This window comes from Amycolatopsis echigonensis (assembly GCF_014174495.1).
GTDB lineage: Bacteria > Actinomycetota > Actinomycetes > Mycobacteriales > Pseudonocardiaceae > Amycolatopsis > Amycolatopsis echigonensis.
The window spans coordinates 22,449-39,844 of sequence record NZ_JACJHR010000043.1; the positions used below are offsets into that span (position 1 = coordinate 22,449).

Here is a 17,396-nt window from a genome sequence, read left to right on the forward strand (position 1 = left end):
CGCGCAGTGCGCCGAACGAGTCCTTCGCCGGGTTCGCGCCCGGTGTCCGGCTGTGGTCGCTCGAGCCGGGACATCCGGCCTGCCGCCTGGCGAGGCGGCAGGCCGGACGGCGTCAGTGCCCTGGGGAGAGCACGGCGGCGGAGGTCCCGCCGCGGCGCGACGGTTCCCCGGCGGCGAGGAGCTCGCCGTGCGGCAGGAACTCGATGCCCGCCGCGACGCCGATACTGCCCGCGTTCTTGAAGCTCTGGCCCAGCGCCTCCAAGCCCTTCGTCGTCGGCTGCGCGAGGAACGCCGGTTCAGCGTCCGTGGTGGCCGCGTTCCGTTGCGAGGCGCGCGGGGCGGCGATCGCGTCCGGCAGCGTCATCCCGAGGTCGATCCGGTTGACGAGGATCTGCAGGACGGTCGTGATGATCGTCGCGCCGCCCGGCGAACCGACCGCGAGGAACGGCTTGCCGTCGTGCAGCACGATCGTCGGCGACATGCTGGAACGCGGCCGCTTGCCCGGCGCGGGCAGGTTCGGGTCCGGGGCCGAGCCCTGCGTCGGGGCGAAGTTGAAGTCGGTCAGCTCGTTGTTCAGCAGGAACCCGCGGCCCGGCACGGTGATGCCGCTGCCGCCGAGCTGTTCGATCGTGTTCGTGTAGGACACGATGTTGCCGCGCCGGTCGGTGACGACGAAGTGGTTCGTGTGCTGCTCGTTGCTGTCCGCCGACGCCGCCGGGGCCGTCGTGCAGCCCTGGCCGGTGGCGTACGGGTCGCCGGGAGCCACCGGGCTCACCCCGGCCTTGGTCGGGTCGATCTTGCACGCGCGCGTCGCGGCGAAGCTCTTCGACAGGAGCTGCTGCTCCGGCACGTTCACGTAGCGCGGGTCGCCGATGTACCGGTTGCGGTCGGCGAAGGCGAGCCGGGTCGCTTCGAGGTAGTGGTGCAGCGCCTGTACCCGGTCCATTGTGGACAGGTTGAAGTTGCCGAGGATGTTGAGCGACTCGCCGACGGTGATCCCGCCGCTGGAGGACGGAGCCATGCCGTAGACGTCGTAACCCCGGTAGTTGACGTGCGTCGGCGCGGTGTCGAGCGCACGGTACGCGCGCAGGTCCGACACCTGCATCGGTCCGGTCATCGGCGTGATTCCGGCACCGGGCGCGACGGGCGGCTTCTGCACCGTGTCGACGAGGTCCTTGCCGATCGAACCGCCGTAGAACGCACCGACGCCCTCGCGTTCGATCTGCCGGTAGGTCGCGGCGAGATCGGGATTGCGCATCACGGAACCGGCCTTCGGTGCGGAACCGCCGGGCAGGAACAGCTGGGCGCTGGGGGAGAAGTGGCCGAGTTTCGTGGCCAGTCCTTGCGTCTGGCTCTCGAATTCGGGGGTGACGACGAACCCGTGCTGCGCGACCTTCTCGGCGGGCTTGAGGTTGTCGGCGAGGCTGAACTTGCCCCAGCGTTGCAGCGCCCGCTGCCACGTGGCGAGCATGCCGGGGACGCCGACGGAGCGGCCGCTTTCGACGGCGGTCTCGAAGGCGTAGGGCTTGCCGGTGGCCGGGTCGATGAACATCGTCGACGAGTCGCCGGCCGGAGTGGTTTCGCGCCCGTCGATGGTGGACACGGTCTTGGTCGCCGCGTCGTAGTAGACGAAGTACCCGCCGCCGCCGAGGCCGGCGACGTAGGGATCGGTCACGCCGAGCGTCGCGGCCACGGCGACGGCGGCGTCCGCCGCGGTGCCTCCGCGACGCAGGACGTCGATACCGGCCTGAGTGGACTCGACGGTGTCGGAGACGACCGCGCCTCCGTACCCGTCGGCGACCGGAGTGCTCGGCGGGGCCGGTCGCGCCGACGCCGCGGGCGCCGAGGCCAGCGCGCAGACGGCGGCGAGCCCGGCGGCCATTGTGGAGGTGAAGATGCGCTTCACATGCATGGCAACCCTTTCTCGACGGTGCGGCCGGACCCCCCGCCGGACACACCGGGCAAGGCGGTGGAACCAGAGGGTTCTGTTTAGCACCCGAGGGGCCGGAATGACATGGTTTGCGCGGCGGCATTCGACCGTCGGCGGCGGTCGCGGTTTGTGGTGTCGGGGTCTGCTCCGGGCGTCAGCGCTGGTCGGCTGGCTTCTCGGGTGGGAAGCCGGGCAGCCGCGGGTACGTCCGGGTGAGATGGGCGCGCGGTATTCGCGCCGGGGGTGTCAGCGCCGGCCGGCTGGCTTCTCCGGCGGCAGCCCGAGCAGCCGCAGGTACATCCGGGTGAGGTCGGCGCGGATCTGGTCCCGCCGCTCGGGGTGCCGGGCCAGCACGGGGGCGAGGGCGGCGACGAGCCCGCCGCCGCCGAGCGAGACGGTGTCCGGGTCCGCGGCGGGGTCGGCGAGGCCGCGCTCCGCGAGCCGCCGGATGTAGCGGCCGCCCCGTTTCATCGGCAGGGCGTGGATCTCCTCGCGGAGTTCGGCCATCGCCGGGTCCGCGATCGCCTGGTGGTCGAGGACGGTGAGGAACGACAGGTTGTCCGCGTACGCGTCGAGATACGCGGTGGTCGTCGCGGCGGCGACCGCCCAGGGGTCGTCCGGGTCGAGGCCGGTCAGCTCTTGCGCTTCGACCAGCCGGTCGCGCACCTGGTGCGCCAGCACCGCGAAGACCTCCTCCTTGTCGGCGAAGTACACGTAGAACGTGGCGCGCCCGACCCCGGCCTCGCGGGTGATGTCCGCGATGGTGGCGAGGGCGAACCCCTTCGTCTCGAAGACACGGCGCGCGGCCGCCAGCAGGGTGTGGCGGGTGGCGCTGTCGGCGCGGTCGAGCTTCTCGCGGACGGCCCAGGTTCCGGATGCCATGGCCGCGAGCATACCTATTGACGTTGACGTCAATGTCAACGCAGGATGAGGGCCCGTCCCGTCCCGAGGAGTGCCCCTTGTCTTCCGTTCTCATCGCCAACCGCGGCGAGATCGCCCTCCGCGTCCTGCGCGCCGCCCGCTCGCTCGGATGGCGCGCGGTGGCGGTCAAGGCCGCCGAGGAAGCCGACGGACCGGTGCACCGCTTGGCCGACGAGGTCGTGGTGCTGGCCGGCGACCGTCCGTACCTCGACGCGGAACAGCTCGTCGCGGCCGCCGAACGCACCGGCTGTGAACTGCTCCATCCGGGTTACGGCTTCCTGTCCGAAAGCGCCGCGCTGGCCGAGCTGTGCGCGACGCGCGGGGTCGGGTTCGTCGGGCCGGACGCGGCGGTAATGCGGGCTTTCGGAGACAAGGCGGATGCGCGGAGGCTCGCCGACGAACTCGGCGTGCCCGTGCTGCGGGCCAGCCTGGACGCAGCGGGCGCGGAAGCGTTCCTCGGCGAGGGACGCGGCGTGATGGTCAAGGCCGTCGCGGGCGGCGGCGGGCGGGGGATGCGGCGGGTCCTCGACCCGGCCGACCTGCCGGGCGCGATCGAGCGTTGCCGGTCCGAGGCGTTGCGGGCGTTCGGCGACGACACCGTCTTCATGGAGGAACTGCTGCCGCGTGCTCGGCACATCGAGGTGCAGATCATCGGCGACGGCACGGGCGCGGTCAGCCACGTGTGGGACCGGGAGTGCAGCCTGCAGCGGCGTCACCAGAAGGTGGTCGAGGTCGCGCCCGCGCGTACGGTCCCGGACGGGTGCCGCGAGCGGCTGCGCGACGCGGCGGTCCGGATGGCCGCGGCCGTGTCGTATCGCGGGCTGTGCACGGTCGAATTCCTGGTCGACGCGGACGACCCGGACCGGTTCGCGTTCCTGGAGGCGAACCCGCGGATCCAGGTCGAGCACACCGTCACGGAGGCGGTCACCGGGCTGGACCTGGTCGCCGCGCAGCTGCGGATCGCGGCCGGCGCCACGCTGGCGGAACTCGGGCTGGAGCAGGACCGGATCCCGCCGGTGCGCGGGACGGCCGTGCAGTGCCGCGTCAATCTCGAAGAGCTGCGGCCGGACGGCACCGCGCACGCGACGGCCGGGCGGATCGAGGCGCTGGACCTGCCCGGCGGGCCGGGGGTGCGGGTCGACACCGCCGCGCACGCCGGGGCGGTCGCGACGACGACGTACGACTCGCTCCTGGCGAAGATCGTCACGCACGTGCCGTCGCCGGACCTGGCCGCGGCGCTCGACGCCGCCCGGTCGGCGGTGGCGGAAGTCCGGGTCGACGGACCGGGGACGAACGTGGACTTCCTCCGGGAACTGCTGTCCCGCGAGGAGGTCCGCCGCGGCCGGGCGACTACGTCCTTTGTGGACGAGCATGTCGCGGAGCTGGTCCCGGAACACCGGCAGGCGGAAGCGGACGGCGACGCGGTGGCGGCGGACTTCGCGGGTTCGGTGGTGTTCGTGGCCGAGCCCGGCACCCGGGTCGAGGCCGGAGACCCGGTCGTGGTGCTCGAAGCCATGAAGATGGAGCACGTCCTCGCCGCGCCGCACGCGGGCGAGGTGCGGACCGTCCACATCGGACCGGGAGACCTCGCGCGGGCCGGGCAGCCGCTCGTCGAGCTGACCGCGGACGCCGGAGGAGGCGGGGCGAGCGCCGGACGGGCCGAGCCGGATCCCGGCCACGTGCGCCCGGATCTCGAAGAAGTCCTGGCCCGCCACCGGATCGGGCTCGACGAGGCGCGGCCCGAGGCGGTCGCGAAACGCCGCCGCACCGGGCACCGCACGGCCCGGGAGAACATCGCGGACCTGTGCGACGACGACAGTTTCCTCGAATACGGCGCGCTCGTGGTCGCCGCGCAACGCGCGCGGCGGACCGAAGAAGACTTGATCGCCAACACCCCGGCCGACGGCATGGTCGCCGGCATCGGCACCGTCAACGGCGAGCACGCCGGCGACGGGCGCTGCGTGGTGCTCTCCTACGACTACACCGTGCTGGCCGGGACCCAGGGGTTCATGAACCACGAGAAGACCGACCGGATGCTGGATCTCGCGGCGCGGCAACGGCTTCCGCTGGTGCTCTTCGCCGAAGGCGGCGGCGGACGGCCGGGCGACACCGACGTCGTCACGGCGGGCGGGCTCGACCTCGACACGTTCGCCGCGATGGGCAGGCTGAACGGGCTCGTGCCGACCGTCGGCATCGCGGCGGGCCGGTGCTTCGCCGGGAACGCCGCGCTGCTGGGCGTCTGCGACGTGGTGATCGCGACCGAGGACGCCACGATCGGGATGGGCGGCCCGGCGATGATCGAGGGCGGCGGCCTCGGCGTGTTCCGGCCGGAGGAGGTCGGGCCGGTTTCGGTGCAGGAGCCCAACGGCGTGCTCGATCTGGTCGCCGCGGACGAGGCCGAGGCGGTGGACCTGGCCCGGCGGTACCTGTCGTACTTCCAGGGCGACCGTCGCGAGTGGACGGCGCCGGACCAGCGGCGGTTGCGGCACGTGGTGCCGGAGAACCGGGTCCGGGTCTACGACGTGCGGCGCGCCATCGAGCTGCTCGCCGACGACGATTCGGTTCTCGAGCTGCGCAAGGGTTTCGGGGCGGGCGTCGTCACGGCGCTCGTGCGGATCGAAGGCAGGCCGATGGGGCTGCTCGCCAACAATCCCCAGCACCTCGGCGGCGCGATCGACGCGGACGCCGCCGACAAGGCCGCCCGGTTCCTGCAGTTGTGCGACGCGCACGGGCTCCCGGTGGTCTCGCTCGTCGACACCCCGGGGTTCATGGTCGGGCCGGATGCCGAACGGACCGCGACCGTGCGCCGGTTCGCCCGGATGTTCGTGGCGGGCGGGCATTTGGCCGTGCCGATGGTGGGGGTCGTGCTGCGCAAGGCGTACGGGCTGGGCGCGATGGCGATGGCCGGCGGCGGGTTCCGGGTGCCGGAGGCGATGGTCGCCTGGCCGAGCGGCGAGGTCGGCGGGATGGGCCTGGAAGGCGCGGTGCGGCTGGGCTACCGCCGCGAACTCGACGCGATCGCCGACCACGAAGAGAAACAGCGGGAGTTCGACCGGCTGCTTGCCGAGAGCTATCAGCGGGGCAAGGCACTGGCCGCCGCGACCGTGTTCGAAATGGACGACGTGATCGACCCGGCCGACACCCGCCGGTGGATCGTCCGGGCGCTGCCGCGCGACCGGAAACCGGGACCCCGCAAGCGCATCGACACCTGGTGACGGAGGAGCACGACATGGATCTCGAGACCTACCTCGACGACGTCCGCGCGCGGCAGGCCCGGGTACGGCCCGCGAACACGCCGGACCGCCTCGTGCTGCCGCTCGGCGAGCTGAGCATTCCCGGGCACGTCGACCATTGGGCGCGGGAGCGTCCCGGCCAGGCCGCGATCGTTCACGAGGGCCGGGCCATCAGCTACGCCGAACTCGCCGACCTCGTCGCACGCGTGGCCGGCTGGCTGGCCGGGGCGGGAGTGCGGCCGGGGGACCGGGTCGCGGTCGACCTGCCGAACTGCCCGCAGTTCACCGTCGCGATGCTGGCGATCCTGCGGCTCGGGGCGGTCCACGTGCCGGTGAACCCGATGTTCCAGCACGCCGAACTCGTCCACGAGCTGGCCGACAGCGGGGCGACGGTTCTCGTCGCGGTCGACTCCGTGCTGCCGGTGGTCGTCGCGGCGCTGCCGGAGACGCAGGTGCGGCGGGTCCTCGTGACGTCGCTGTCCGACACCGCGCCGGACCTGCCGGACGGCCTGGACGCCACGCCGTGGTCGGAAGCGGTCGCACACGCACCCGCACCGGAACATCCGGCCGATCTCGACGCCCTGGCGGCCCTGAACTACACCGGCGGGACGACCGGGTTGCCGAAGGGCTGCCAGCACACCCAGCGGCACATGCTCTACACCGCGGCCACCGCCGCCGCGGCGACCGGGCACACCGTCGAGACCGGGTACGTGCCGCTCTGCTACCTGCCGGTCTTCTGGATCGCCGGGGAGGACCTGGGCATCCTGAACCCGATCGTGCTCGGCGGGACGTCGGTCCTGATGACCCGGTGGGACGCCGGGGCCGCGCTGGCCGCGATCGAGCGGCACGGCGTGACGTCGATGGTCGGCACCGTGGAGAACTACCTCGAGCTGCTGGAGCATCCCGACCTCCCGGCGCGCGACCTGTCGAGCCTGAAGATGCCGATGGCGGTGTCGTTCGTGCGAAAGCTGACGCAGGACGTGCGCGCGGCGTGGCGCGAGGCGGTCGGTGCGCACTCGGTGCTCTGCGAGGCGGCGTACGGGATGACGGAGACCCACACGTTCGACGCGACGCCGTACGGGATGTCCGAAGGGGACAAGGATCTGCTGGCGGAACCGGTGTTCTGCGGGGTGCCGATGCCGGGGACGGACATCGCGGTGGTGGAATTCGGGACGCTGCACCCGCTTCCGCTCGGCGAGGCGGGCGAGATCGTGGTGCGCAGCCCGTCGGTGATGACCGGCTACTGGAACCGCCCCGACGCGACGGCCGCGCAGCTGGACCGCGGCTGGCTGCACACGGGCGACAACGGCCGCCTCGACGAGGACGGCTGCCTGCACTATCTGGGCCGGGACAAGGACCTGATCAAGGTGAAGGGGATGAGCGTGTTCCCGGCGGAGGTGGAACTGCTGCTGACCCGCCACCCGGCTGTTCGCACGGCCGCCGTGGTGCCCGCGGCCGACCCGGAGTCGGGACAGGTGCCGGTGGCGTTCGTGAGCCTCGCCCCGGACGCTTCGGTGTCGGCGGCGGAACTGCGCGCGTGGGCGAAGACGGCGATGGCGCCGTACAAGGTGCCGTTGGTGGAGGTGGTCGGGGAGTTCCCGATGACGGCCACCGGGAAGATCCGGAAGGTCGAGCTGACCGACCGGGCCCAGCGGCTGGCGGACGAGCGCTGAGCGCTGTCCCGCCGCGTGCGGTCCCGTCGCCACGAAGAGCGGCGGCGCTGAACCGCGTTCCCGAGCGAGTCGGTGCCGGCCGAGGCTGGCGACGTCGCGGTCGTTGCCTCCAGTTAACTCGGCAGGCGACCTATCTCACCCCGCCGATCAGGTAAACGTCACCATACCGGGTCTGGCATATGTACGTACATCCCCTATAGTAGTTCTGTAGAAGAACTACTTGAGCGGGAGGCGGCAGTGACGATCGGCCTCGAGCGGGCTCGGCCGGCGGTCGTGCGGGATCATCCGAACGCCGGGTGGTTCGCCGTCGGCGCGGTGTGTTTCGGCGCGTTCATGGGGCAGCTCGACGCCAGCATCGTCACGCTCACCTTCCCCGCGCTGCAGCACGAGTACGGGGCTCCGCTGGCCGCCGTGCAGTGGGTGTCGCTGGCGTATCTGCTCGCGCTGGTGGGATTGCTGGCCGCCGTCGGGCGGGTCGCCGACGCGGTCGGGCGGAAGCTCACCTACGTGCAGGGGTTCGGCGTGTTCACTGTCGCGTCGGTGGCGTGCGGGCTCGCGCCGACGCTCGGCTGGCTGGTCGCGTTCCGGGTGGTGCAGGCGATCGGCGCGGCGATGTTGCAGGCCAACAGTGTCGCGCTGGTGGTGCGCAGCGTGCGCGAGGACCGGGCGCGCGCCGCGCTCGGCGTGCAGGCGGCGGCGCAGGCGCTGGGGCTCGCGCTCGGGCCCGCGGTGGGCGGGCTACTGGTCGACACCGTCGGCTGGCGGTGGGTTTTCCTGGTCAACGCGCCGGTCGGGCTCGCCGGGCTGATCGCCGGGCGGTACCTGCTGCCGCGCACTCGCGAGCGCACGCCGCTGGGCCGGTTCGACGGGGCAGGCGTCGGGCTGCTGGCGACCGCGTCGACGGCGTTGCTGCTGGTGATTTCCGGGGTGTCCGGACTGGAGATGCCCGGGTGGCTGCTCGTCGCGCTGGCCGCGGCGACCGTGTGCGCGGCGGCTGGATTCGTGCTGCGGGAGAAGGCGGCGAGCAGCCCGATTCTGCAGCTGTCGGTGCTGCGGCCGCCGGTGGTGTCGCTGGGGCTGGCCGGGGCGCTGTGCGGCTACCTCGTGCTGTTCGGGCCGCTGACGTTGCTGCCGCAGGTCCTCGGCACGGCGGGCGGCATCGGCGCGGTGCTGACCTGCCTTCCCGCCGGGTTCGCGGTGGCCGCGGTGCTGGCCGACCGGGTGCTGCCGGCGCGGCTCGGCTCCCGCGGACGCACCGTCCTGGGCGCGCTCGTCGCGGCGGCCGGATGCGCGGCGCTGGGACCGGCGTCCGCTCCTTGGGAGGTGGGCGTGTCGCTGGTGGTGGCCGGGCTCGGTCTGGGAGTGTTCATTCCAGCCAACAACTCGGCTGTCATGAGCGCGATCCCGGCGCGGATGTCGGCCACCGGAGGAGGACTGGTGAACATGGCGCGCGGACTGGGGACGGCGCTGGGCGTGGCGCTGGTGACACTGTGCCTGCACACCGGCGGGGAAACGGCGGCGCTGGCAGTGCTGGCCGGAGCCGGAGTCCTGGCCGCGGCGACCGGGCTGGCGGCGCGCCCGGGGCAGGCCCGGTGACGGCGCCCGAACCCGCCCTCGCCGACGTCGTCGCCCGGCTCCGGCGCGCCATGCGGCGGGCCGCGCGCACGGCCGATCCGGACAACACGTTGTCGGTCGCGCAACTGGAATTGCTGTCCTGCCTCTTCGAGAACCCGGGTGCGCGACCGAGCCGGATCGCGCAATTGCTGAAGCTCGCGCCGAATTCGGTGACCACGATGGTGACCGGACTGCGGGCGCGGGACCTGGTCACCCGCACCAGCGGCGGCGACGACCGGCGGACGGTCGCGCTCGAACTCACCGACACCGGCCGCGCCGCGGTAGAGCGGTGGCAGGGGCACAACGCCGCGATCCTGGCCGCGGCGCTGGACGGCGTGCACCCGGCATGGCGGCATTTGATCGCGGCCGCGGTGCCCGCGTTGAACGAACTGGTGGGGGCGATCGACGCGCTGGCGGAATCGGGGCAGCCGCACTGAACCGGCGAGGGTCTTCGGTTGGTTGGGTCGACAGCGGTTTCTGTGCCTCGGTCTTTAACGGCAATGCCAGGAACTTCAGTGGTGCGACGGGCGCGGCCGCCTCGGGGCGAAGGGTTTGGCGGGTCCGGGCTGGCTGACGGCGGGCCGTCTGAAGACTAGGGACATTGCTTGGCGTCCTTTGTGGACGCTCAGCAGCCGGTGCGGCCACGCCGCTCAGGTTCCTGGCAGCGCCCGGGGACAGGCGGGTGTTTCCTCAAGCGTGCGGGACCGCTCCGACACGCGCGCCCCGCGGCCGCAGTGCCGAGAGCGCCCCGGTGAGCGCGAGCCGGCCGGGGCCGGTGAACGCGAGCAGCAGCAGTGCCCAGCAGAACATCGCGGCCGCTTCGCCGCCGTTCTCGATGGGGAAAAGCCCTTGCGGCACATGGACGGAGAAGTACGCGTACGCCATCGACCCGGATCCGATCAGCGCCGCGATCCGGGTGCCGACGCCGAGCAGGACGAGCCCGCCCGCGACGAGCTGGATCAGCGCGGCCCACCAGCCCGGCCAGGCGCCCACCGGCGCCGTGTCGTGCGCGCCGAGCACCCCGAACAGGGTTTTCACGCCGTGGCAGGCGAAAAGAAACCCGACGACGATGCGGAACAAACCGAGCGCGTAATCCCGTGCCGCGTCCAGCCGGTGCATGCTGCCTCCCCATAGGACGACTCGGGCGGACGGCGGCGACGTCCGTTCGGACACCAGTACCGGTCCGCAGAGTGGTCCAGACCTTTCTTGGACCGGTGTCAGGTATACCGGTGACCGGAGTCTCGGCGATACCTGCGAAAGTCAGGTTCCGCCCGATCCGCCGGTTGTGGTAACGGCCGGTGAAGGGGAGAGCGTCCGGTTCGGGGAAGGGGCAGGTCCGGTGAAGGGAATGGGATTCTCGGCGTCTGCTGGCGGTGATCGCGCCGGACGAGGCGAGGCTGCGCCGGGATTCTGCCGAAGCCGTTTTGGGTGAACCGTCGTCCCGAAAACCAGGTCCGGACCTGGTCTTCGGATTCGGTGCTCGTGTTACCGGTTCAGAGCGTGACCACGATCTTGCCGTGGACGTGCCGTCCGGCTTGCATTGTCACGGCTTCGCGGAACTGCTCGACCGGGAAGGTCGCCGCGATCGGCACGGTGAGTTCTCCGGAACGGATCACGTCGGCGATCCGTTCGAGGGAGCCCGGTTTCGCGTCGACCGCGCCCGTCGCGTGCACACCGGGCAAGGCGGGGCCGTCGGCGACGGTGGAGATCCGCTCGGGCGCCACGCCGAGTTCGAGCGCGGCCTCGGCTGCTTCCCGGCCGAACAGGTCGGTCGCCGCGGTGATCCCTTCGGGTGCCAAGGCCCGCACGCGGTCCGGGAGGCCGGGGCCGTACGCCACGGATTCGGCGCCGAGCTCGCGCAGGAAGCCGAATGTGCGCTCGGAAGCGGTGCCAAGCACCCGGGCGCCCGCGAGTTTCGCCAGCTGTACGGCGAAAATGCCCACGCCGCCCGCCGCCCCGCCGATCAGGACGGCGTCCCCGGCGCGGAGCCCGATCGCGGCGAGCGCGGCGGAGGCGGTCAGCCCGGCTACCGGAAGCGTGGCCGCCACCTCGTCGCTGATGCTCTCCGGAGTGCGCCACAGCGTCGTGGTGGGGGTCTTGACCAGCACGAAATCCGCGACGGACCGGCCGATCGCAGCCCCGTGGACCCGGTCGCCCACGCTGAATCCGGCGGCTTCGGCTCCCGCCTCGTCCACCACTCCGGCGAAGTCGCTGCCGAACCCGGCCGGCAGGGTGATGCCGAACCGCGCCGCCATTTCGGGCTTGGCGGCGATCTGCCAGTCCATCGGATTCAGCCCGGCAGCCGTGACCCGGACGCGAACCTCGTCCGGTCCGGCGTGCGGTTCGGGCACCTCCTGGAGTTCGAGTACGTCGAGTCCGCCGAATTGCCGGTAACGGACAGCTCTGCTCATCGGTCTTTTCTCCTCGGCCAGTGATGGGACTTGGTCTCATCACCACCGTACCCGAGTGATGGGACAAAGTCCCGTAGACTTCTCCCCATGGCACGCTGGCAACCGGACGCACCAGGGCGGCTCGCCGCCGCGGCCCTCGACCTGTTCGAGGAACACGGCTACGAGAACACGACCGTGATCGAGATCGCGGAGCGCGCGGGCCTCACCAAGAGCACGTTCTTCCGGTACTTCCCGGACAAGCGCGAGGTGCTCTTCGGCGAAAGCGCGCTGACCGGCCTGCTCGTCGACGCCATCGCCGCGGCACCGCCCGACGCCGAACCGCTCGAGGCGGTGGCGCACGCCTTGGACGTGCTCGGCCAGGAGGTCTTCACCGAGGGCCGTCGCGAGTTCAGCGCCCGTCGGCAGGCCGTGCTCGACGCCAATCCGGAACTGGCGGAACGCGAAGCGCGGAAAAGGATCGGCCTCGTCGACTCGATGATCGAAGCTCTCGAACGCCGCGGAGTCGCCGGGAGGACCGCGCGGGTTGCTGGAAAACTGGGCGCGCTCGCCTGGGAAATCGCCCACGACGAGTGGATCCTCGGGGGTGAGGGCGAGGAGTTCGGTGCGCTGGTACGGCAAGTACTCGCCGAAGTGCGCGTGGTGAGTGGCGCCTGCTGAGGATGCTGTCCGTTCTCGTGGTGGTCGGCGGGATCTCTTCCGTGTGGTTGCCCGGCGGCGGGGTACCGCTGCTCGCTGTTGCCGCTCGCCCGGTCCTCCACATCCCGTCCACGTTGTGGAGCAAGCGGCCAGTTCGCCCTTCGCGGGCTGGTTTTGTCGGGTGGGGTCAGCAGGCTGGGCATGGGCAGCCCCCAAGGGGAGGGGCGGGGTCGAGGTCAGGAACGCGGCGGCCAGCCGGATTCCAGCAGGGCGAACACCGACCCCAGTGCGGCGGCGGGATCCGGTGCGGTGCCGGTGAGGTCCGGGATTTCCAGCACGAACCGCGCCAAGGCACGTACCGCCGGGGCGTCCGGTGGGAGGCCGCTCTCGTCGGCTAGGGCGGCGGCTAGGTCGGGTTCGCAGGAATGCCACAGGCGGCGCGCGTACTCGCGCAGGGCGGGTGTTCGCACGATCAGGTCCCGTTTCGGGGCGTGTTCCGGCGGGAGGTCCGTCGAATACGGGCCGCGGGAGGCGAAGAACCGGTGCAGGGCCGCGAGGATCGGTTCCTCCGGGGAGCGGTTCCGGACCGCGGCGACGATGCCGGCTAGGCGTTCCGAGCCGTCGTCGAAGATCAGGGCTTCTTTGCCGTCCGGGACGTGGGCGAAGAGGGTCGCGACGGAGATGTCGGCTTCTTCGGCGATCTGCGCGACGGTCACCCCGTCGTAGCCATGCTCCAGGAACAGCCGCAGCGCGACCTCGTCCAGCCGTCGCCGGGTTTCGAGCTTGCGGCGTTCGCGACGTCCCGTGTTGACCACGACCCGCAGTCTACCTAAACCTGAAGTGGGTCTAAAGTCAGAATCACTTCAGGTTTAGGAGGGGTGTCATGACGGTGCTGGTAACCGGGGGCAACGCGGGGATCGGCTACTTCGTCGCGGAACAGCTGGCCGAGGCGGGAATCGAGGTGGTGCTCGGCAGCCGGGACGCGGCGAAGGCGGAGGTCGCGCTGAAGGTACTCCGCGAGAGGGTGCCGGGAGCGCGCGCGACGTGGGCGCGGCTGGACCTTGCCGACCTGGCGTCGGTGAAGGGGATCGAGGTCGGGGCGCTCGAGGCGGTCGTGCTGAACGCGGGCGTCTACCTCGAAGGTCCGGACCGTCGGGAGACCAAGGACGGGCACGAGATGACCTTCGGGGTCAACCATCTCGGGCACTTCGCGCTGACGGCGACGCTTCAGGACCGGTTGAAGCCGGGAGCGAGGATCGTGACCATGGGCAGTTTCGCGGCTAAGTCAGCGAAGCTCGATTTCGACGATCTGGAGTGCCAGCGCGACTACCAGCCGAAAACCGCGTACGAGCGGTCGAAGCTCGCGCAAACGCTCTTCGCGTTGGAATTGGATCGGCGGCTGAGGGCAGCAGGCAGCGGCAGGCTGAGTGTCGTTGCTCATCCTGGCGGGGCGTTGGACAGTCTGACTCCGGACCGGCCGCCGCTGCACGTGCGGAGCACGAAACAGAAGCTGAGCCTCGCGCGAATTGCCTTGCAGGGCAAGGACGGCGGCGCGCGGCCGGCGGTGCGTGCGGCGGTCGGTCCGGATGTCCACAGTGGTCAGATCTGGGGTCCGCGCGTGTTCGGCCTCAAGGGGAAGCCTCGGCCGGAGCCGGTGCGCGGACCGTACGCGGACGTCGAGGCCGCTGCTCGGTTGTGGGCAGCGAGCGTGGAGCTGACCGGAGTCGAGCCGGTGTTCAGCTGACGTCGATCAGCACCTTCCCGGTGACGCCCTTCTCCGACGCCTCGTGCGCACGAGCGGTTTCCGCCAACGGGAACCGGTGCACGGGCAGCCCGTGCTCGGGGCCGAGCCGCAGTCCGCCGTCGCGCAGTGCGGCGTTCAGGTCTTCCGCGCCGGCGTGCAGGCGGTCGAAGCCGACGGTGTAGAGCACCAGGAATTGGTACCGGCTGTTGAGGTAAACGTTCTGTCCGAAGTCGACAGTCACGGTACCGGTGCCGCGGTCGTCGCCGTAGGCCGCCACCACCCCGCGCGGGCGGAGTACCGCGGTGTGCAGGGGAGCGTTCACGCCGACGGCGACCTCCACGATCACGTCGACCCCGTCCGGCGCGATTTCCCTGATCGCCGCGGCGACGTCTCCTTCGGTGTACCGCACGACATGCTGGGCGCCGGCGGCGCGCGCGAGCGCGGCCTTGTCCTCGGTGCTGACTGTGGCGATCACGGTCGCCCCGGCCCAGCGCGCCAGCTGGATCGCGGCGTTGCCGACCGCGCCCGCGCCGCCGCTGACCAGGATCGTCTTGCCGGACAACGCATTCGGTGCGAGCCGCTGCGGTCCGTCCTCGGCGACGGTGAGCGCCCGGTGCGCGGTGAGCGCCGGGATCGCGAAAGCGGCGCCCTCGTCGAAACCGACCTCGTCGGGGAGCGGGACGAGCCGGTCCGCCGGAAGCACGGTGTACTCCTGCGCGGTCCCGGACGTCGGCTTGTGCGCGGCGGCCAGCAGCAGCCAGACCCGGTCGCCCACGGAGAAGCCGTCCACGCCGGCGCCGACCGCGTCCACGACGCCGGCCCCGTCCTGGTTCGGCACGGACAACTCCGCCTCGGTGGAGAATCGGGAGCCGGAGCGGGCCTTCCAGTCGGTCGGGTTCACCGCGGACACGACGATCCGCACGCGCACCTCGCCCGGCCCTGGCTCCGGCACGGCGAGTTCGGACAACGTCAGCACTTCCGGGCCGCCGAACCGGCGGTAGGTCACAGCTTTCACCCTCGGTGCAATCCATCGGCGGGCGCGGCTATTCCCGGCGCCCGCCGAGCGGCGGGTCAGCGCCCGCTGAGCCGCGCGACCACCGGGGCGAAGTCCTCGAGGAAAGCGCCGTTCACGCTGTAATAGGACACCCCGAGTTCCTCGCGCCGCCGCTGCAGTTCCTCGGCCATCGAGGCCGGGCCGCCGCGCAGCAGCGTCAGGGAATCGTGCTCGACGAGCGTTTCGATGTCGTGGCCGATGAAACCGCGGATCCACGGCGGGATTTCTTCGCCGACGACGAAAATGTTCATCGCCAGCTCGACCTCCCGGCCGCCTGCCGCGGCGCGGATCTCGGCGGCGTACTGGGCGGTGTCCGCGCGGCTGGCGAGGACGCTGCCGGCGAGGGTGACGATGTCCGCGCGTTCGCCTGCCAGCTGACGGGCTTTCGGCCCGCCCGCGGCGATCATCACCGGCGTGTGCGCGTCGCCGTCGAGCCGGCGCAGGTGCGAGATCGTGTCCGACACCTGGGTCAGCCGTTCCGCGCCGTTTCCGTAAGGCAGGCCCAGTTCGGCGGCAGCCTCGCGCATCGCCGGAAGCCCGGTGCCGATCCCCATCTCGAACCGGCGGTCGGTGAGCACGCTGAGGCTGTGCGCCTCCCACGCGGCCGCGCGCGGCGTGCGCAACGGGCTGGCGTAGACGAACGTCCCGACCCGCAGTTCGGTCGTCACCGCCGCCGCGACGGCCAGCGCCGCGGTCGGCGTAGGGAGGTGGAGGTTGTCCGGCGACAGCAGGGTCGAATAGCCGAGATCCTCGGCGCGGCGGGCGGTTTCGCGCCATTTCGCGCCACCCTCCTGCGCTGCCGCGACGACCCCGAACCGAAATGTTTTTCCCGCCATGGCACCAGACAAGCACGGCTGCCGCACTCGCGCCAGCAAATGCGGCAGCCGGGTGAGTCAGCCGCGCTGGTACTGCTCCCAGGTCAGCTTCGGGTTGACCGCGGGACCGTCGTCCTTGCCGTGGTTGGCGAGGCCGTTCTGCCCGAGGTAGTAGGCGCCGACCTGGTGCTGCGCGCCCGAGGACAGGTCGGGGTCGTTGACCGCGATCGCGTGGATGTGGTAGCCCCAGTCGCCTTGGGCGGGCGTGCGCACCCAGGCCGCGAATCCGACTTTCCGCAGGTCCTTGGCGAATTCGACGCGGGTCGCCGACGACATGTTCGCCACCGATACGTCCAAAGCGCCGCCGCCGTCGTGCGTTCCGGCCGAAGCGCCGACGCCGCCCGGGTTGTACGAACCCTGGGTGAGGCCGACTTCCTTGCCGAACAGCTTCTCCGCCGCCTGGAGCATCGCCTTGGTGCGCGTGTTCAGCGTGACGCCGTGATACGTCACGTGGCTGCCCGCGGACACCACGTTCGACACGGTGTACCGGCCGGCGCCGAGTTTCTCCAGCGACGTCTTGCCGGGCAGGCCGGACGCGTCGAGTCCGGTGTAGCCCAGGGACTTCTGGTACTTCGCGTAGGCGTCGATCGTGGTGGTGCCGAAGTAGCCGTCGACGTACTTGGCGTCCAGCAGCCCCTTGGCCTGCAGCGCCTTCTCGACCAGCAGGACGCTGTCGTGCGCGCCCGGCGTCTGCGTGCTGTCGGCGCGCTGCGGGTCGATCTGGGCCGCCAGCAGCACGGCCTCCATGTTCGCCGCCGGCAGCGCGGCGGCCACGCCCGGAGTGGCGACGGCGACCGTGGCAGCCGCCGCGGCTCCGGCGGTGAGCACTGCGAGTTTCCTGAACATCCGTGTCCTCCCGGTCCTGGTCGGTCCGGGCCGAGCATCGCCTAGCGGGATACACGGGACGTACAAATGCGGCTTGACCTCACTCCAGCCACTCGGTGACGAACCGGTCGTTCTCGTGGATGTGCACCGCCTCGTACGGTTCGGGACCGAGCGAAACGAACTTGTGCGGCGTGTTCGGAGGCACGACGAGCACCTCCCCGGCGGCGCCTTCGCGCTGCTCGCCGCCGATGGTGAACAGCGCGCGCCCGCGCTGGACGACGAAGGTTTCGCGGTAGGGATGCTGGTGCAGGCGCGGCCCGGTGCCGGGCTCGGTGGTGTATTCGCGGATGACGGAGACGCCGGAGCCGACCTCGTAGCCCTCGACGTCCCGGGTGGCGGGTTCTGTCATGGTCGGCAACGTTAGCCCGCCGGACGCGGTTCTTGGCCAGGAATCGGGCGGTTGACCCGGGCGCACGCCTG

The 17,396-nt window shown here is 71.5% G+C and carries 15 protein-coding genes; 6 read left to right on the forward strand and 9 right to left on the reverse strand.

Going from position 1 to position 17,396, the window contains the following annotated elements; all coding sequences use genetic code 11:
• Nucleotides 1-112: 112 nt before the first annotated feature.
• Together ggt and H5411_RS26880 are read right to left on the reverse strand one after the other, a co-directional pair.
• Nucleotides 113-1,912 carry a gamma-glutamyltransferase gene (gene ggt, locus H5411_RS26875; RefSeq protein ID WP_183125411.1) on the reverse strand — a complete coding sequence of 600 codons (1,800 nt, stop codon included), beginning with the start codon at nucleotides 1,910-1,912 and terminating at the stop codon, nucleotides 113-115.
• Between the two features lie 264 nt (nucleotides 1,913-2,176).
• Complete coding sequence (locus H5411_RS26880) at nucleotides 2,177-2,812, reverse strand: TetR/AcrR family transcriptional regulator (RefSeq protein WP_208637484.1); 636 nt, start codon at nucleotides 2,810-2,812, stop codon at nucleotides 2,177-2,179.
• A 77-nt stretch (nucleotides 2,813-2,889) separates the two neighbouring features.
• Between H5411_RS26880 and H5411_RS26885 the strand changes: the two genes are divergently transcribed.
• The 4 genes from H5411_RS26885 to H5411_RS26900 all read left to right on the forward strand — a co-directional run bounded on the left by H5411_RS26885 (nucleotide 2,890) and on the right by H5411_RS26900 (nucleotide 9,808).
• On the forward strand, nucleotides 2,890-6,066 hold the full coding sequence (locus tag H5411_RS26885; protein ID WP_220817518.1) for a carboxyl transferase domain-containing protein: 3,177 nt from the start codon (nucleotides 2,890-2,892) through the stop codon (nucleotides 6,064-6,066).
• Nucleotides 6,067-6,080: 14 nt separating this feature from the next.
• Entirely contained in the window at nucleotides 6,081-7,757 is a 1,677-nt protein-coding gene (locus H5411_RS26890; RefSeq protein WP_183125414.1) for an AMP-binding protein, read from the forward strand.
• Between the two features lie 237 nt (nucleotides 7,758-7,994).
• Entirely contained in the window at nucleotides 7,995-9,353 is a 1,359-nt protein-coding gene (locus H5411_RS26895) for an MFS transporter (protein WP_183125415.1), read from the forward strand.
• A complete protein-coding gene (locus H5411_RS26900; protein WP_101438949.1) occupies nucleotides 9,350-9,808 on the forward strand; it encodes a MarR family winged helix-turn-helix transcriptional regulator in 459 nt (152 codons plus the stop codon). The genes H5411_RS26895 and H5411_RS26900 overlap by 4 nt, the downstream gene beginning before the upstream one ends.
• A gap of 253 nt (nucleotides 9,809-10,061) precedes the next feature.
• On the opposite strand, the gene H5411_RS26905 is transcribed toward H5411_RS26900, so the two are convergent.
• Together H5411_RS26905 and H5411_RS26910 are read right to left on the reverse strand one after the other, a co-directional pair.
• The gene (locus tag H5411_RS26905; RefSeq protein ID WP_101438950.1) at nucleotides 10,062-10,490 is read right to left on the reverse strand and encodes a DoxX family protein; all 429 of its coding nucleotides are present in this window, start codon (nucleotides 10,488-10,490) and stop codon (nucleotides 10,062-10,064) included.
• Between the two features lie 374 nt (nucleotides 10,491-10,864).
• Entirely contained in the window at nucleotides 10,865-11,782 is a 918-nt protein-coding gene (locus H5411_RS26910) for an NADP-dependent oxidoreductase (RefSeq protein ID WP_101438951.1), read from the reverse strand.
• Nucleotides 11,783-11,869: 87 nt separating this feature from the next.
• Here H5411_RS26910 and H5411_RS26915 point away from each other — a divergent pair, with 87 nt between their 5' ends.
• Nucleotides 11,870-12,439, forward strand: a complete 570-nt coding sequence (locus H5411_RS26915) for a TetR family transcriptional regulator (protein WP_101438952.1) — start codon at nucleotides 11,870-11,872, stop codon at nucleotides 12,437-12,439.
• A 215-nt stretch (nucleotides 12,440-12,654) separates the two neighbouring features.
• On the opposite strand, the gene H5411_RS26920 is transcribed toward H5411_RS26915, so the two are convergent.
• The gene (locus tag H5411_RS26920) at nucleotides 12,655-13,233 is read right to left on the reverse strand and encodes a TetR/AcrR family transcriptional regulator (RefSeq protein WP_208637486.1); all 579 of its coding nucleotides are present in this window, start codon (nucleotides 13,231-13,233) and stop codon (nucleotides 12,655-12,657) included.
• Between the two features lie 68 nt (nucleotides 13,234-13,301).
• On the opposite strand from H5411_RS26920, the gene H5411_RS26925 reads away from it, so the two are divergent.
• Entirely contained in the window at nucleotides 13,302-14,162 is an 861-nt protein-coding gene (locus H5411_RS26925; protein WP_101438954.1) for an SDR family NAD(P)-dependent oxidoreductase, read from the forward strand.
• Here H5411_RS26925 and H5411_RS26930 read toward each other — a convergent pair.
• From H5411_RS26930 to H5411_RS26945, 4 genes are all read right to left on the reverse strand, one after another.
• Nucleotides 14,155-15,177 (reverse strand): NADPH:quinone reductase, encoded by a 1,023-nt coding sequence (locus H5411_RS26930; protein ID WP_101438955.1) that lies wholly within the window; start codon nucleotides 15,175-15,177, stop codon nucleotides 14,155-14,157. The genes H5411_RS26925 and H5411_RS26930 overlap by 8 nt on opposite strands.
• 56 nt (nucleotides 15,178-15,233) lie before the next feature.
• Entirely contained in the window at nucleotides 15,234-16,052 is an 819-nt protein-coding gene (locus tag H5411_RS26935; RefSeq protein ID WP_101438956.1) for an LLM class flavin-dependent oxidoreductase, read from the reverse strand.
• 57 nt (nucleotides 16,053-16,109) lie between these two features.
• Nucleotides 16,110-16,937, reverse strand: coding sequence for a peptidoglycan-binding domain-containing protein (locus H5411_RS26940; protein WP_101438957.1), 828 nt, complete (start codon nucleotides 16,935-16,937; stop codon nucleotides 16,110-16,112).
• A 79-nt stretch (nucleotides 16,938-17,016) separates the two neighbouring features.
• Complete coding sequence (locus tag H5411_RS26945; RefSeq protein ID WP_101438958.1) at nucleotides 17,017-17,325, reverse strand: cupin domain-containing protein; 309 nt, start codon at nucleotides 17,323-17,325, stop codon at nucleotides 17,017-17,019.
• Nucleotides 17,326-17,396 lie beyond the last annotated feature (71 nt).

Bases quoted from the DNA above. Each gene is read 5' to 3' on its own strand.
- H5411_RS26915 (WP_101438952.1), top strand. From the start codon at position 11,870: ATGGCACGCTGGCAACCGGACGCACCAGGGCGGCTCGCCGCCGCGGCC.
- H5411_RS26905 (WP_101438950.1), bottom strand. From the start codon at position 10,490: ATGCACCGGCTGGACGCGGCACGGGATTACGCGCTCGGTTTGTTCCGC.
- H5411_RS26880 (WP_208637484.1), bottom strand. From the start codon at position 2,812: ATGGCATCCGGAACCTGGGCCGTCCGCGAGAAGCTCGACCGCGCCGAC.
- ggt (WP_183125411.1), bottom strand. From the start codon at position 1,912: ATGCATGTGAAGCGCATCTTCACCTCCACAATGGCCGCCGGGCTCGCC.
- H5411_RS26945 (WP_101438958.1), bottom strand. From the start codon at position 17,325: ATGACAGAACCCGCCACCCGGGACGTCGAGGGCTACGAGGTCGGCTCC.
- H5411_RS26940 (WP_101438957.1), bottom strand. From the start codon at position 16,937: ATGTTCAGGAAACTCGCAGTGCTCACCGCCGGAGCCGCGGCGGCTGCC.
- H5411_RS26935 (WP_101438956.1), bottom strand. From the start codon at position 16,052: ATGGCGGGAAAAACATTTCGGTTCGGGGTCGTCGCGGCAGCGCAGGAG.
- H5411_RS26925 (WP_101438954.1), top strand. From the start codon at position 13,302: ATGACGGTGCTGGTAACCGGGGGCAACGCGGGGATCGGCTACTTCGTC.
- H5411_RS26890 (WP_183125414.1), top strand. From the start codon at position 6,081: ATGGATCTCGAGACCTACCTCGACGACGTCCGCGCGCGGCAGGCCCGG.
- H5411_RS26910 (WP_101438951.1), bottom strand. From the start codon at position 11,782: ATGAGCAGAGCTGTCCGTTACCGGCAATTCGGCGGACTCGACGTACTC.